The following is a 14,001-nucleotide window of genomic DNA, read 5'->3' on the forward strand; positions in this document are numbered from 1 at the left end:
AGCTACATTGGCGTACCCGAACCACCACGCCATCCATGACCTCGTTGCCGCCCCTGCCCCGCCGTGCTCCCGGCCTGCTGCTGATCGTCCTGCTGCACGCGGGCCTGGCATATATCTTCGTACAGTCGCGGCCCGCCAGCGTCACGGACGACAACCTGCCGCAGGGCCCCGCCATCACCTGGCTGCGCTACACCACGCCCGCGCCGCCCAAGCCCGTATCGTTGCCCAGCGCCAAACCGCCAGCCCCGCGCGTGCCCCGCCTGCCAGTGCCGGCGCCCATCGGCCGCCCCTTGCCGCCCCCCGCCGTCGAGCAGGCGCCAGCACCAACTCCAGCGCCAGCGCCGGCGGTGCCGGAAGCGGTCACGCTCGCCGCGCCGCCCAGCGCGGCCGATATCCTCGCGCAAGCCAAGCGCGACGTGGGCAAGATCGACAAGGAGCTGCGCAAGGAATTCCCGCAGCGGGGCGGGGAGAAATTCGAGGACACGGGTTTCAAGCGCATGCAGCAAGGCTTTGCCGAAGCCTACGCGGCCGTGCCGCCGAAATGGTACGAGGCGTCGAAAATCGAGGAAGTGGGCGCAAACGAGGCGAAGGGCAGCCGCACCTATAAGATCACCAGCGCGCTGGGCACCTTGTGCGTGACCACGCGCGCGGGCAAGAACGGCGAAACGACGGTCGGCATGTGCCCCAAATAGCCGGACTCAGCCCACCGCTTCGCGCACCCCCAGCGGCTGCAGATGGCGCAGGCGCAGGGCGATCAGCACGCCGCCGCCCAGGCACAGGCCCAGCATGGCGACGACACCCGTCCAGCCGTCGACGCCCCACATCATGCCCGAGGCGGAACCGATCAGGCTGGAACCCAGATAATAGAACAGCAGATAAAAGGCCGAGGCCAGCGCCTGCGGCGCGCGGGCGCGGCGGCTGACCCAGCTGCTGGCAATCGAGTGCGAGGCAAAGAAGCCGAAGGTGGCCAGCGCCATGCCGGCGACGATCAGCGGCAGCGAGTCGAACAGGGTCAATAAAATGCCGGAAAGCATCACCGACAGCATGATCCACAGCACGCCCCGGCGCCCCAGGCGGTCTACCAGGCGGCCCGCCCAGACGGAGCTGAAGATGCCGATCAGGTACAAAAAGGCCAGCAAGCCGACCGTGCTCTGGCGCAAGCCGAAGGGCGCGGCCAGCAGGCGGTAGCCGATGTAGTTATACAGGCTGACGAAACAGCCCATCAGCACGAACGCCAGGCAGAACAGCCACGGCAAGCCCCGGTCGGAAAAATGCTGGCGGATGGCGTGCGGCAAGGCATTCCAGCCCTTGGTGCTGGGCACGAAATTCTTCGACACAGGCAGGCTGCGCCAGAACTCGGCCGCTGCCAGCACGCCGGCCACGCCCAGCACGCCCAGCGCCCAGCGCCACGACAGGAAATCGCTGAGCATGGACGCCACCAGCCGTCCCGACATGCCGCCAAACGCGCTGCCGGCAATATACAGCCCCATCGACAGGCCCAGCGACGGCCCTTCGATTTCCTCGCCCAGGTACGCCATGGCCACGGCCGGCATGCCGCCCAGGGCCACGCCCAGTGCGGCACGGATGGCCAGCAGCTGCGCATAGTCCTGCGCGAACGCGGACAGAATGGTCAATAGTGCAGCGGAAAACATCGACGCCACCATCAGCGGTTTGCGGCCCACCCGGTCCGAGACGGCACTCAGCAACACCAGCGAGATGGCCAGCAAGCCGCTCGACACGGACAAGGACCAGCTGCTTTGCGCCGGCGTCAGGTGGAACTGGTGCGACAGCAGCGGGAACAGGGGCTGGATGCAATACAGCAGGCTGAAGGTGGAAAAGCCGCCAAAGAACAGCGCGCGGTTGCTGCGCTTGAATTCGACGGACCCCTTGGCAATGGCCGTGCGGGGTGCCGGAGCGGGAGGAACCGGGATGGCGGAAGGTGCAGCGGAGGAAAAGGCAAGCGATGAATCAGACATGGCCGTGTTTCGGATAGGAAGCGAGTTTTCATCTTAGGATTGCCAACTCATATCGTCCAATATATATTTAAGGCCCAACTCATACTTTAAAACGATTACTGGACGAATATGGAACTGCGCCACCTGCGTTACTTCGTCGCCGTCGCCGAGGAGCTGCACTTCACGCGCGCGGCCGAGCGCCTGCACATCGGCCAGCCGCCGCTGAGCCAGCAGATCCAGGCGCTGGAAGCGGAACTGGGCGCGCAGTTGTTCGAGCGCAACAAGCGCTCCGTGCGGCTGACGCAGGCGGGCACGCTGTTCCTCGTCGATGCGCGGCGCATCCTGGCCCTGTCGGAACAGGCGGCCGTGACGGCGCGCCGGGCGCAGCGGGGCGAAGCGGGCGAACTGCGCATCGGCTTCACGTTTTCCACGCCGTTCACGCCGTATTTCGCCACCGTCATCAACCGCTACCGCCAGCTCTTTCCGCACGTCACATTGACCCTGCACGAGATGGCGACCTTGCATCAGCTGGAAGCGATCTCGGACAGGACGATGGACCTGGGCTTCGTGCGCCCGCCGGAAACGGCCTATCCGGCCGACGTCCGCCTGACGCAATTGCGCCAGGACCCGCTGTTCCTCGTGCTGCCCGTCGCCCACGCGCTGGCGGCCAAGCGCAGCATCGCAATTGCCGACATGGCGGGCGAAGGCTTTGTCATGTATCCCAAGAATGCGGGCACGGGGATTTATCCGCAGATTTTCCGCCTGTGCAAGGCGGCCGGCTTCGTGCCCCAGGTGGCGCAGGAAGCGGGCGAAGCGTCGACCATCATCGGCCTGGTGGCGGCCGGCTGCGGCATTTCCGTGCTGCCCGCCTCGTTCGACCGCATCCGCATGGATGGCGTGTGCTACCGCCCCATCGCCGACCCGCAGGCAACCACCAGCTTATTGCTCGCGCAACGGGAAGAAGAGACGTCGCCGCAGGTGGCGGCGTTCGTGAAGCTGGCCGAGGAAGCGGCCATGGAAGGAAAGCAGTAGGTCGGATTAGCCCGCAGGGCGTAATCCGACAATCGCATGCATCAATGCAACGCCAGCAATGTCGGCTTACGCTGCGGCTGTGCCGCAGCTAAGCCGACCTACAGGACGCGCGTCGGCGTAGGTCGGATTAGCGGTGGCGAAGCTGCCCCGTGATCCGACATCAACGATCACGAATAATCCGCGTCCAGCTCCGAACCCGCATAGTTTTCCAGGTCCTCGAACAGGCTTTTCATGCTGGCCCGCGTGAGGATCTTCTGCACCACGGTGCAGCTGCGGCGGTACGAAGCGATGCGGTCGAGCAGCACGGGGTGGTGCTGCACGGGTACCTTGGCCACCAGGGCGGCCCAGCCTTCCTCGAAGTCGGGCTTGTTCTTGCGCACGGAACGCACGAAGCGCTCGAACTCCTTCTGCCCCGTGCGCGCGATGACGCGCCCGCCGCCTTCGATGGCGAAGATGATGGCCAGCGCGATGACGCCCTCGGCATTCAAGTCGCTGTCGCTGACGGGGCCGTTGTCATGGTGACGGCGCAGCCAGCCGGCCAGGCGCACGACGGCTTGCACTTCCTTGCGCTGCTGCAACTGCACCGCATACTTTTCATAGCCGGCCCAGTTCTGGTTCGGGTCGGCCTGGCAAATATCGATGAACAGCTCGCGCAGGCGGCGCTGCAAATACACGGGGTCCTGGTCGTATTCGCCCACGAGGGCGTCTTCGGGCAGCTGCGACAGTTCCTTGATCAGGCGAAAGCCCACCTGGAACGCGTGCTCGGCGCCGTGCTCGACGAGGAAATCGAGCGCGGCCTGGTCGCCATCATGCGCGACGGCCTGCTCCAGGCCCAGCGACACGCCGCCCACCGTCAGGTACAGCGCTTTCTGGATACCGTCGGCCGTGCGTTCATTCGTGAACTTCTCGGCCACCATGGCCGTGATGCCCGTCAATTCGTCGGCCAGGTTCAGGGCCGCGTCCTCGCGCGGGTCGTTCGGCAACAGCTTGATGGCGCGCACCAGGCGCGGAAGATTCTCTACAACAATTGCTGGCAGCATCAGTCGTTCCCTGCTTTCATCACGAGAAAATGCCCGTGCCCAGGCTGCGGCGCGTGCTCGAGCGTGGCGCGCTGCGCGTGCTCGGCACTTGCTTGCGCAGGCGGTACAGCAATTCCTTGGTGCTACGCTGCAACATGGTCGGCTCTTCATCCGGATCGTCCGAGTATTCGGCATCGGCCAGGTCGGCGCTGTGGCGGAAATCGGGGAACAGCTCGAACAGCGAGCGGTCCCAGCCGTCCTCATTCGCCTGCGCCAGTTCGATGGCCAGCGGCACGACGTCGTTGTCGGACGAGGTCACGCCCGTCACGTATGGTCCCTTGATGACGATTTCTCCCGCCACTTCGAGGATTTCCTTCGGCGCCATCGAGAACAAAATGGCAAACGCCGTGGCGCCCCAGTCGGTGGCGGACGCTTCGAGCAGCAGCTCGCGGCGGCGCTCGGCGTCGTCGGTGGAAAACACCACGCCGTGGATGTGCGCGAACAGCGCTTCGGCGATGCGTTCCGGATCGTCCTCGATCTGGTCGTCGCTCCAGGTGGCGGCGATGAAGGCCAGGCTGTCGGCCCAGGCTTTCGGCGGCACCAGCAAGGTCGCCAGCGACATCTTGCCGCCGTCAAAACCGGCCAGGTGCAGGGCCGTCACTTGCGGCGGGATGGCATTGAGCACTTCCACCACGGCCAGGTCGCCGTACTGGTCGGCCGCGTCGGCAAACGCCTGCTCGGCGTGGCCCAGCGAACCGGACAGCACCAATTCCGTGACCTGTTTCGTCAGCGCGGGAAGATTGCTCTTTTGTTCATTATCTGCCATGGTCATCTCCATCCTGGTCAAACATCTGGGCGAAATCGTCGGTCGCTTCGTCTTCATCGTGCTCGTCGTCGCCGTCGTCATTGGCGGCCAGCTGGTCGAGCGACTGGTCGTCGTCGTCCCACAGGCGCGGATTCTTGTGCAGGAAGGCCGTGATGATGGCCTGGCGCGCCAGGTCGGGGAAGCTCTCTTCGATGGCCGCGTACATCTTGGCCGCTTCCGGCGCAGCGCAGGCGGCCATGGAAAACACGCGGGCCGGGTCGCCGAACTCGTAGTCTTCGCTTTCGGCCAGCAAGCCTTTCGGGTCGCTGAACGTGATGTGGTCGACCAGCGCGAAGGCCAGCATGTTCACGTCTTCGATGCCGCCGCCACTGGCGTACTCGCCAACCAGCGCGTCGACCATGCTTTTGTAGTTCTTGCGGTTCGGCGGGTCGCCGAGGATGCCTTCGATCTGGCCTTCCAGCTCGCGCGACTGGTACGCGAATTCAGGGTGTACTCTTCTCATGCTGTGCTTTCCAATGTGATGCGCGGCGCTGGATTAACAGCACCGTTGTTGTTGTTTTTCAAGTAATTCTGGCCGGCTGATGCGGGCCGCATCGATTTAATCGGCAGGTAATACTGTGCCGTGCAAACGGAACACGCCGCACCACAGCGCATACGCTTCCGCTTCCGGATCGATGATGATGCGGTGGTTCACGCTCTGGTCGTATTCGGCGCGCTTGGCCGGGTCGGCCAGGATTTCATACGCCTTGGTGACGCTCTTGAAGCGCGCCTCGGCGCCGGGGGCCTGGTTGCGGTCGGGGTGGAAGCGCATGGCCAGCGAACGGTAAACCTTCTTGATTTCATCGTCGCTGGCATTGGGGGCGACACCGAGGACGTTATATAAATTTTCCATATGAGGCTCCGGAGGCGCGAATTTCTACTAATTAAAGGCGAATTATCCTATAGAACGGCGTCCGCGTCGCTTGCATGCTGGGAAATGGGGGCAAATACGTGCTTATAAAGCGCTTGCGGTACGGTAAAATGCTTTTTACTGTCACTCTTCCGCATTGATCAATGAGCAACGATAACCCGAATACCGCCGCGCCAGCGCTGGCGCCCAATTTCTTGCGTAACATCATCGAAGCCGACCTGGCTGCCGGCGCCCACGTGCGTCCCGGCCTGCCCCAGGTGATCACGCGTTTCCCGCCGGAGCCGAACGGCTACCTGCACGTGGGCCACGCCAAGTCGATCTGCGTCAACTTCGGCCTGGCGCGCGATTATGCCGGCCAGTGTAACCTGCGCTTCGACGACACCAATCCGGCGAAGGAAGAGCAGGAATACGTCGACACCATCATGGACAGCGTGAAATGGCTGGGCTTTGACTGGGAACCGAAGAATGGCGACGGCCGGAGCCACCTGCACTACGCGAGCGACTATTTCGACCAGCTGTACGCGATGGCCGAGTACCTGATCACGGCCGGCTTTGCCTATGTGGACAGCCAGAGCGCCGAAGACATGGCCGCCAACCGGGGCAATTTCGGCCAGGCCGGCAAGAATTCGCCGTTCCGCGACCGTCCGCGCGACGAATCGCTGGCCCTGTTCCGCGCCATGAAGGCGGGCCAGTTCAAGGATGGCGAGCACATCCTGCGCGCGAAGATGAGCGAAGATGCCATGAGTTCGCCGAACATGAACTTGCGCGACCCGGCCATCTACCGCATCCGCCATGCGCACCACCACCGCACGGGCGACGCCTGGTGCATCTACCCGATGTACGACTACACGCACCCGATCTCGGACGCGCTGGAAAACATCACGCATTCGATCTGCACCCTGGAATTCCAGGACCACCGCCCGTTCTACGACTGGCTGCTGGAAACCCTGTCGGCCGGCGGCTTCTTCCAGCAACCGGTGCCGCACCAGTTCGAATTCTCGCGCCTGAACCTGACCTACATCGTCACCAGCAAGCGCAAGCTGCGCCAGCTGGTGGAAGAAAAGATCGTCGACGGCTGGGACGATCCCCGCATGCCGACCCTGGTGGGCATGCGCCGCCGCGGCTACACGCCGGAAGCGATTCAATTGATGTGCGAACGCACGGGCGTGACCAAGTCCGACGGCTGGATCGACTACAGCGTGCTGGAAGGCTGCCTGCGCGAAGACCTGGACCCGAAGGCGCCGCGCACGGTGGCCGTGCTGCGTCCGTTGAAATTGATCATCGACAATTTCCCTGAAAACGAGAGCGTGGAATGCACGGCGCCCGTGCATCCGCACTTCCCGGAGCGGGGCTTGCGCACCTTCCCCATCTCGCGCGAGCTGTGGATCGAGGAAGACGATTTCATGGAAGTGCCGAACAAGGGCTACTTCCGCCTGTATCCGCCCATCGACGACAAGCCGGGCAGCAAGGTGCGCTTGCGCTACGGCTACGTGATCGAGTGCACGGGCTTTGACAAGGATGAAAACGGCAAGGTCATCGCCGTGCATTGCACCTACTTCCCGGACAGCAAGTCGGGCACGGAAGGCAGCGCCAACTACAAGGTCAAGGGCAATATGCACTGGGTCAGCGCGCCGACGGCGATTCCCGCCGAAGTGCGCCTGTACGACCGCCTGTTCACGGACCCGCAGCCGGACGCGGGCGGCAAGGACTTCAAGCTGGCCCTGAATCCGCTGGCCAAGGAAGTCGTGCAAGCGTGGCTGGAACCGGGCGCGGAACTGGCCCAGCCGGAACAGCGCTTCCAGTTCGAGCGCCACGGCTACTTCGCGGCCGACCGGGTCGACAGCCAGCCTGGCAAGCCCGTCTTCAACCGCATCGTCACCCTGAAAGACAGCTGGCAGCCCGCGAAATAAGGGCTGGACGGCATACGGAAAAAACCGCTGCGGCGGTTTTTTTTCGTTTCAAGGAGAAACATTGCCAGTTGACTACCTTAACAATAGTTTTGTATATTGTGCACATATTAAGCAATTTACAATTGTGCTTGTGCAACTCAGCAAGGTCACCGCCCTACAGGCGGCACCCGATTCCACCTCCTGATGCGGATTGCGATGTCCTCTACTGCCGGCGAGCAACAGTTAGCCCCTGAAAAAAGACCACTCTGGCTGCTCGGCTTCGTGCTGTCGCTGATGGCGGGCCTGCTGTTCTACGTGGCCGCTTCGCTGTCGATCGAAAACGATGCCAGCGAACTGTTCAACAATCTGGCCCGCAATACCCAGAAAAACATCGAATCGCGCATCAGGTCGTATGCCAACCTGCTGCGCGGCACGGCCAGCCTGTTCCACGCCAACGAACACGTGAGCCGCGAGCAATTCCACCGCTACGTGGCAAACATCTCCTTGCAACAGAACTACCCGGGCGTGATGAATCTCAATTACAGCCAGGAACTCGACGGTGTGCAGCGCACCGCCTTCGAAGCGGCCATGCAGCGCGATTATCCGCCCTGGCGCGACGGCTATCCGCCGTTTGCCATCGAGCCACCCGCCCCGCGCGCCCGATATTCCGTGCTGACGTACATCGAGCCGATTGCCAGCGCCCCGGAGAAGTTTGGCTACGACATCGCCTCGCGCCCCCTGATCGCCGAAGCGCTGGCGCAGTCGCGCGATTCGGGGCAGATCAGCAATTCCGGCGTCCCCGTGCCGATGGAAGGCCGGCCGCAGCTGACGGGCATGGCCATGCGCCTGCCCGTGTACCGCCACGGCATGCCGACCGGCACAGTGGAGCAAAGGCGCGCGGCCTACCAGGGTTCCGTCGGCATCGGCTACGACCTGGTGACGATGATGCGCAGCGCGCTGGCCGACATGCCGGTACGCAATGTCCGCCTGACCCTGTTCGATATCGGCCCGCAGGCGCGCGAACCGCTGGACTTGCCGCACGACATGCACCCTGTCTTCGACAGCACGACGGCGGGCATGCATGCGCCCTGGTGGCTGCCAGGCAACTCCGGCCGGTATCTGAGCAGCACGATGCTGATCGAACATAATGGCCGCGTGTGGCAAGCGCTGTTCAGCGTGCGCAAGAGCGACCTGTATACGCGCTTCGGCGCCTTCCTGCCGTGGTTGGCCCTGCTGACGGGCTTTGCCAGCACCATGCTGCTGTATATGCTGTTTCATACCCTGGCGTCGTCGCGCCGGCGCGCCATCCAGATGGCCACGGGCATGACGGAGGAATTGCGCGCCAGCCAGATCCGCCTGCAACTGTCGCACCAGAAACTGCGCCGCCTGGCGGCCCATGCCGACCAGATCAAGGAAGAAGAACGCAAGCGCATCGCGCGCGAAATCCACGACGACCTGGGACAGAACCTGCTGGTGCTGCGCATCGACGCCGACATGCTGGCCTCGCGCACGCAGCGCCGCCACCCGCGCCTGAACGCCCGCGCCCGCTCGACCCTGGAGCAGATCGACGCCACCATCAAGAGCGTGCGGCAGATCATCAACGACTTGCGTCCAACCGTGCTGGACCTGGGCGTGAATGCGGCCGTCGAATGGCAGGTGGCGCAGTTTCGCCTGCGCACGGGCATTGCCTGCGAAGTGAGCGAAAGCCACGACGATATTTGCCTGAGCGACCAGTGCGCCACGGCCCTGTTCCGCATCCTGCAGGAATCCTTGAGCAATATTTCCCAGCATGCCAATGCCAGCCGCGTGCAAGTCAAGCTGGAAAAGTGCCGCGATACGGTGTCGATGAGCGTCAGCGACAACGGCGTGGGTGCGGCCATCGACGGACGCAACAAGCTGGGCTCGTTTGGCCTGGTGGGCATCGAGGAGCGCATCAAGTTACTGGGGGGTACTTTCCACATCGAAAGCAGCCCCGGTGCCGGCATGAGCGTGCACGTCAGCGTACCGCTGGGCGCGGACGCCACCGCATTTCCCTACCAGGAGGAAAGCAGGGCCAGCACCTGACGGGCACGCCCGCTTGAAACAAGCTCGACTTGCGTATTTTGTGATTAGGTGCAATATTGATGTAGAACAATTAGCCTGGCAGGCAGCATCCAGGCACCCTTCCACTTGCCAGGAGTTCTCGCCACCAGCCAGCTATTTTTCGCCGTTTTTTCTCACGCAGCGCTTTTACGATACCCACGACTAAAGGACACCCATGGATACGAACGACAGTTTCAAGGCAATTGCCGATTTGAATTTGGACGCGATCAAGGTCAAGCTGATGCACCGGGAATCCGGCGAAGGATGGAGCCTGGAGAAGGCAAATGCGGTGGAGTTCGAATACCGGCGCTTCCTGATCCTGATGAAACAGTTTCCGGAAGAAGAAACGGCGCCGCTGATGGACGTCGATACCTTCTGGCACTACCACATCCTCGACACCTTGAAATATGCGGCCGACTGCGAACAGGTCTTCGGCTACTTCCTGCATCACTTCCCGTACATCGGCTTGCGCGGCGAGGACGACGAAGCGGCGCACCACCGCGTGGGCGAGCGCATGAAGCAGCTGTACGAGCAAACGTTCGGGGAAGACTATATCCGCGCAGAAACCGCGTATTCGGGCCGCGCCGTGCAGGCGGCCTATTCGGGACGGGCCGTGCAAGCCGCGTATTCAGGACGGGCTGTACAAACAGCATTTTCCAGTGCGGCGGTACAGGCGACGGCGTACTCGGGCCGGGCCGTGCAGACGGCGTTTTCCAGCGCAGCGGTGCAGGCGACCGCGTATTCGGGCCGCGCGACCGGTGCTGCCAGCACCGCATTTTCCAGCGCACCCGCCACACTGGCCGCCGCAGTGGTCAAGTCGTCCACGACTGGCCTGGAGATGGGGCGTTTCTATATCGATCGCCCGGTGCTGAACCGCGACACGCAATAGAGAAAACAAAGGTGGCTGCCGCACGCGGCAAGCTTGACTTACCCAGACGGCACCTCTCAGTTTGCCGTCTGTCAGGCGCTCTTAGGCAGCCATCAGTTCGCGCAGTTCACGAATGCTGAAATCGCTGATTTCATGCATGCGGATGAGGATCGTGGCGCCGATCGGCAAGGTATTGTGACGAATCTTGCTGATGACAGGCGGCGCCACTTCCAGAGCACGCGACAGGGCGGCATCGTTTTTCAGTTGCAGCTTGTCGATGATCGCATCGAGGACGCGATTCGGGTTGTAGGTAGGCAAAGAGGTAATTTGTTTGAGAGACATGATCAAAAATCCGACTTGTTGTATTAATGCAAAAAGAAACCGAATGTCTCTTCTGCAATAATTCAGGGTAAACACACTAAAAAGCGCCATCACTTATGCGGCATTTACGCCGCAAACAATATAATACACGCTATTGTTGATTTTTGCGTAACTTAAAGCAAAATTGTGATAATTGAAGAGAATTGACGCACTTGGAATGTGCTAGAGGATAACTCAAATCGGAAAAATTTGCTGCAAGTCATCAATTTTTACAATGAAGAACGCCGCTACGCATGAACCAGGCAATCGCCATGAGCGCGCTCAGGCGTACCATTTCCGCTGACAAGTGCCAGCCTTGAACGGCCACGCCGGCCGGGGTGGCCCGCAGACTGGCGCTAGGGAAGGCGTCCACGCGGCACCAGGCCAGTTGCCGGCGAATTTCATCGGGTGGCGGCGGTGGTTGCAACGCACGCTCACGGCGGCGCATATAGGCGCGCACCTGTTCCTTGCTGGGGTGACTCGTAGCTCGCATGGCTCGCTCCTGCTGACTGGAAACGACGTCGCGCTAATTGTAGAGCCCGCCACAAATAGCCAAGACGCGTGACGACATTGCTCACCATATCGCCGGCTCGCCATGACACGTTTGCGCTACATCAAATGGCAAGGCCCCGGCATTGCACCGAAGCCCATGCTGCCCCACGGCCTGCCGGCCGGCGGCCCATCCTTATTTCTTTTGCTGGCGTACGCGCTGTTGCTGCTTTTCCTGCGTTTGCTGGCGATTCTGCTTGCGCTCGAACAGGGTGACCGCATCTTTCTTGGCTTGCTCGACGGTACGCATTTCCTCATGCGCATCGTGCGGGACAAAAAATTCGGCGTCCTGCGCCGCCACGACCAGCTTGATGGCGGCGTCGTCATCGAGGTCATACAGTTCCGTCAGGACGGTGGTGACCTCGTCCAGGTATTCTTCGTAAGTGAGGATGCTCATGCTGTATTCCTTAAGTGAATGGCGCAGCGCCGGAACGGCGCGCTGCGCGCCGGCCCAGGAAAAGTGCGCAGGTAACCGGCCATTTTACCCGATGCGGGCCCCGCCGGCAGCCAGCGGCCGCAAGGCATCGGCCACGTGCGCGTAGCGCAGGCGCACGCCCAGTTCGCGCTTGATGCGCGTATTGCGCAGGCGACGCGATTCGGACATGAACGACAGCAGCATCGGCGTGACCACTTGCTGCAGCTCGGCACGCGGCAGGCGCGGCGCACGCGGCAAGCCGAAGGTATCGGCCACGGCATCGAAATACTCCGCCATTTTGAGCTCGCTGTCATCGCTGGCGTGATACACGCGTCCCGGCTTGCCCCGCCACAAGGCCCGCTCGATGATGCGGGCCAGGTCATCGGCATGGATATGGTTGGTGTACACGTCGTCGCCCGCGGCCAGGGCCGGCGTGCCTTCGCGCAGGCGCTTCAGGGGCAGGCGGTCGTCCGCATAGATGCCGGGCACGCGCAGGATGGCCACGCTGGCGCCGCGGCGCGCGCCCCAGTCCCGCAAGACCTGTTCGGCGTCGACGCGGCGGCGCGCGCGCGCATTCGCCGGCGCCACCGGCCGCGCCTCATCGACCCAGGCGCCAGCGCAATCGCCATATACGCCGCTGGTGCTCACATACACCATGCGGGCATGCTCGGGTAAAATGGCGACCAGATTGCGCGTGCGCCGGTCCAGCACGCCCGACGACAGGGGCGGCGCCAGGTGCACGACCATGGGCGCCAGCCCCGCCAGCCGTTGCAGGCTGGCGCGGTCGTCGAGGTTGGCCACGATGGGCACGGCGCCGGCGGCCCGCAGCTGGGCGCAGCGCGCCGGCTGGCTGGTGACGGCAAAGACGCGAAAGCGCGCGCGCAGCAAGGGCAGCAGCCGCATGCCCACATCGCCGCAGCCCAGGATCAGCAGGCGCGGCAAGCCCACGGGCTTGCGCAAAGAGTGCATTAACATATTTTTCATCTCAAGGATTGTATGACTTTTCAAGTTACTGTTCAGCCCAGCGGCCACCAGTTCAGCTGCGAAGCGGACGAAACTGTGCTGGCGGCGGCGATACGCGCCGGCGTGGGCTTGCCATATGGCTGTAAAAATGGCGCCTGCGGCTCCTGCAAGGGCAAAGTAGTTGCCGGCAAGGTAGAGCACAAGGCACACCAGCAACGCGCCCTGACGCCGGAAGAGGAAGCGGCCGGCCTTTCCCTGTTCTGCTGCGCCACCACGAATGCGGACCTCGTCATCGAAGCACGCGAAGTGGCGGGCAGCAGCGACTACCCGATCAAGAAAATGCCGTCGCGCGTGACCACCATCGAAAAAGTCGCGCCCGACGTCGTCGTGCTGACCCTGCAGCTGCCGGCCAGCGAGCGCCTGCACTACCGCGCCGGACAGTATATCGAAATCCTGTTGCGCGACAACAAACGCCGCAGCTACAGCATGGCCGGCGCGTCCGCCGACGGCGGCCCCGTGAGCCTGCACATCCGCCACCTGCCGGGCGGCCTGTTCACCGACCAGGTGTTCGGCACCCTGAAGGAGCGCGACATCCTGCGCTTCGAAGGCCCGATGGGGACCTTCTTCCTGCGCGAAGATTCCGACAAACCCGTCGTGCTGCTGGCCTCGGGCACGGGCTTTGCCCCGCTGAAAGCCATCGTCGAACACATGATCAGCGAGAAGTCCCCGCGCCCGATCACCCTGTACTGGGGCGGCCGCCGCCCGCAGGACCTGTACATGGATGCGCTGTGCCGCCAATGGGCCGCCGACCTGCCGCAATTCACGTATGTGCCCGTCGTGTCGGAAGCCTTGCCGGAAGACGCCTGGAGCGGCCGCACGGGCTTCGTGCACCAGGCCGTCATCGCCGACTTGCCCGACCTGTCCGGCCATCAGGTGTATGCCTGCGGCGCGCCCGTGATGGTCGATTCGGCCCACCGCGATTTCGTGCAGTTGTGCCAGTTGCCATCCGACGAGTTCTACGCGGACGCCTTCACCACGGAAGCCGACCTGGCCAAGTAAGCATCCAGACAGCGGGGTGCTGCTGGCGCGGCATCCGCTGCCGCCACCGCTCCATCCCGCCGTTCCCTGGAAAT

At 63.1% G+C, this 14,001-nt stretch carries 15 protein-coding genes; 6 read left to right on the forward strand and 9 right to left on the reverse strand.

What is annotated here, in order from left to right:
* Positions 1-35 precede the first annotated feature (35 nt).
* Positions 36-692 (forward strand): hypothetical protein, encoded by a 657-nt coding sequence (locus tag GCN74_RS14010; RefSeq protein WP_152257243.1) that lies wholly within the window; start codon positions 36-38, stop codon positions 690-692.
* A 6-nt stretch (positions 693-698) separates the two neighbouring features.
* Here GCN74_RS14010 and GCN74_RS14015 read toward each other — a convergent pair whose 3' ends face one another.
* A complete protein-coding gene (locus GCN74_RS14015; RefSeq protein ID WP_226939035.1) occupies positions 699-1,976 on the reverse strand; it encodes an MFS transporter in 1,278 nt (425 codons plus the stop codon).
* A gap of 108 nt (positions 1,977-2,084) precedes the next feature.
* On the opposite strand from GCN74_RS14015, the gene GCN74_RS14020 reads away from it, so the two are divergent.
* Positions 2,085-2,987 carry a LysR family transcriptional regulator gene (locus GCN74_RS14020; RefSeq protein WP_152257244.1) on the forward strand — a complete coding sequence of 301 codons (903 nt, stop codon included), beginning with the start codon at positions 2,085-2,087 and terminating at the stop codon, positions 2,985-2,987.
* A 167-nt stretch (positions 2,988-3,154) separates the two neighbouring features.
* Here the strand turns inward: GCN74_RS14020 and GCN74_RS14025 are convergent, their stop codons facing one another.
* The 4 genes from GCN74_RS14025 to GCN74_RS14040 all read right to left on the reverse strand — a co-directional run bounded on the left by GCN74_RS14025 (position 3,155) and on the right by GCN74_RS14040 (position 5,724).
* Entirely contained in the window at positions 3,155-4,027 is an 873-nt protein-coding gene (locus tag GCN74_RS14025) for a hypothetical protein (protein WP_152257245.1), read from the reverse strand.
* Positions 4,028-4,046: 19 nt separating this feature from the next.
* Entirely contained in the window at positions 4,047-4,832 is a 786-nt protein-coding gene (locus GCN74_RS14030; RefSeq protein ID WP_152257246.1) for a hypothetical protein, read from the reverse strand.
* The gene (locus GCN74_RS14035) at positions 4,822-5,334 is read right to left on the reverse strand and encodes a hypothetical protein (protein ID WP_152257247.1); all 513 of its coding nucleotides are present in this window, start codon (positions 5,332-5,334) and stop codon (positions 4,822-4,824) included. Before GCN74_RS14035 ends, GCN74_RS14030 begins: the two co-directional genes overlap by 11 nt.
* A 96-nt stretch (positions 5,335-5,430) precedes the next feature.
* On the reverse strand, positions 5,431-5,724 hold the full coding sequence (locus GCN74_RS14040; RefSeq protein WP_010395442.1) for a DnaJ domain-containing protein: 294 nt from the start codon (positions 5,722-5,724) through the stop codon (positions 5,431-5,433).
* Positions 5,725-5,885: 161 nt separating this feature from the next.
* Between GCN74_RS14040 and GCN74_RS14045 the strand changes: the two genes are divergently transcribed.
* The 3 genes from GCN74_RS14045 to GCN74_RS14055 all read left to right on the forward strand — a co-directional run bounded on the left by GCN74_RS14045 (position 5,886) and on the right by GCN74_RS14055 (position 10,602).
* Positions 5,886-7,652, forward strand: a complete 1,767-nt coding sequence (locus tag GCN74_RS14045; RefSeq protein WP_152257248.1) for a glutamine--tRNA ligase/YqeY domain fusion protein — start codon at positions 5,886-5,888, stop codon at positions 7,650-7,652.
* Positions 7,653-7,847: 195 nt separating this feature from the next.
* Complete coding sequence (locus GCN74_RS14050) at positions 7,848-9,695, forward strand: CHASE domain-containing protein (protein ID WP_226939036.1); 1,848 nt, start codon at positions 7,848-7,850, stop codon at positions 9,693-9,695.
* A 193-nt stretch (positions 9,696-9,888) separates the two neighbouring features.
* Positions 9,889-10,602: a glycine-rich domain-containing protein gene (locus tag GCN74_RS14055; RefSeq protein ID WP_152257249.1), complete on the forward strand. Its 714-nt coding sequence runs from the start codon at positions 9,889-9,891 to the stop codon at positions 10,600-10,602.
* Between the two features lie 81 nt (positions 10,603-10,683).
* Here the strand turns inward: GCN74_RS14055 and GCN74_RS14060 are convergent, their stop codons facing one another.
* The 4 genes from GCN74_RS14060 to GCN74_RS14075 form a co-directional block, all read right to left on the reverse strand.
* Positions 10,684-10,923: a hypothetical protein gene (locus GCN74_RS14060; RefSeq protein ID WP_029496207.1), complete on the reverse strand. Its 240-nt coding sequence runs from the start codon at positions 10,921-10,923 to the stop codon at positions 10,684-10,686.
* Between the two features lie 241 nt (positions 10,924-11,164).
* Positions 11,165-11,434, reverse strand: a complete 270-nt coding sequence (locus GCN74_RS14065) for a hypothetical protein (RefSeq protein WP_152257250.1) — start codon at positions 11,432-11,434, stop codon at positions 11,165-11,167.
* A gap of 192 nt (positions 11,435-11,626) precedes the next feature.
* Positions 11,627-11,887, reverse strand: coding sequence for a hypothetical protein (locus tag GCN74_RS14070; protein ID WP_152257251.1), 261 nt, complete (start codon positions 11,885-11,887; stop codon positions 11,627-11,629).
* A gap of 84 nt (positions 11,888-11,971) precedes the next feature.
* Positions 11,972-12,889, reverse strand: a complete 918-nt coding sequence (locus GCN74_RS14075; protein WP_152257252.1) for an NAD-dependent epimerase/dehydratase family protein — start codon at positions 12,887-12,889, stop codon at positions 11,972-11,974.
* 12 nt (positions 12,890-12,901) lie between these two features.
* On the opposite strand from GCN74_RS14075, the gene GCN74_RS14080 reads away from it, so the two are divergent.
* A complete protein-coding gene (locus GCN74_RS14080; RefSeq protein ID WP_152257253.1) occupies positions 12,902-13,927 on the forward strand; it encodes a CDP-6-deoxy-delta-3,4-glucoseen reductase in 1,026 nt (341 codons plus the stop codon).
* Positions 13,928-14,001: the final 74 nt, after the last annotated feature.

Source organism: Janthinobacterium sp. FT14W (assembly GCF_009208755.1).
Taxonomy (GTDB): Bacteria; Pseudomonadota; Gammaproteobacteria; order Burkholderiales; family Burkholderiaceae_D; genus Janthinobacterium; species Janthinobacterium violaceinigrum.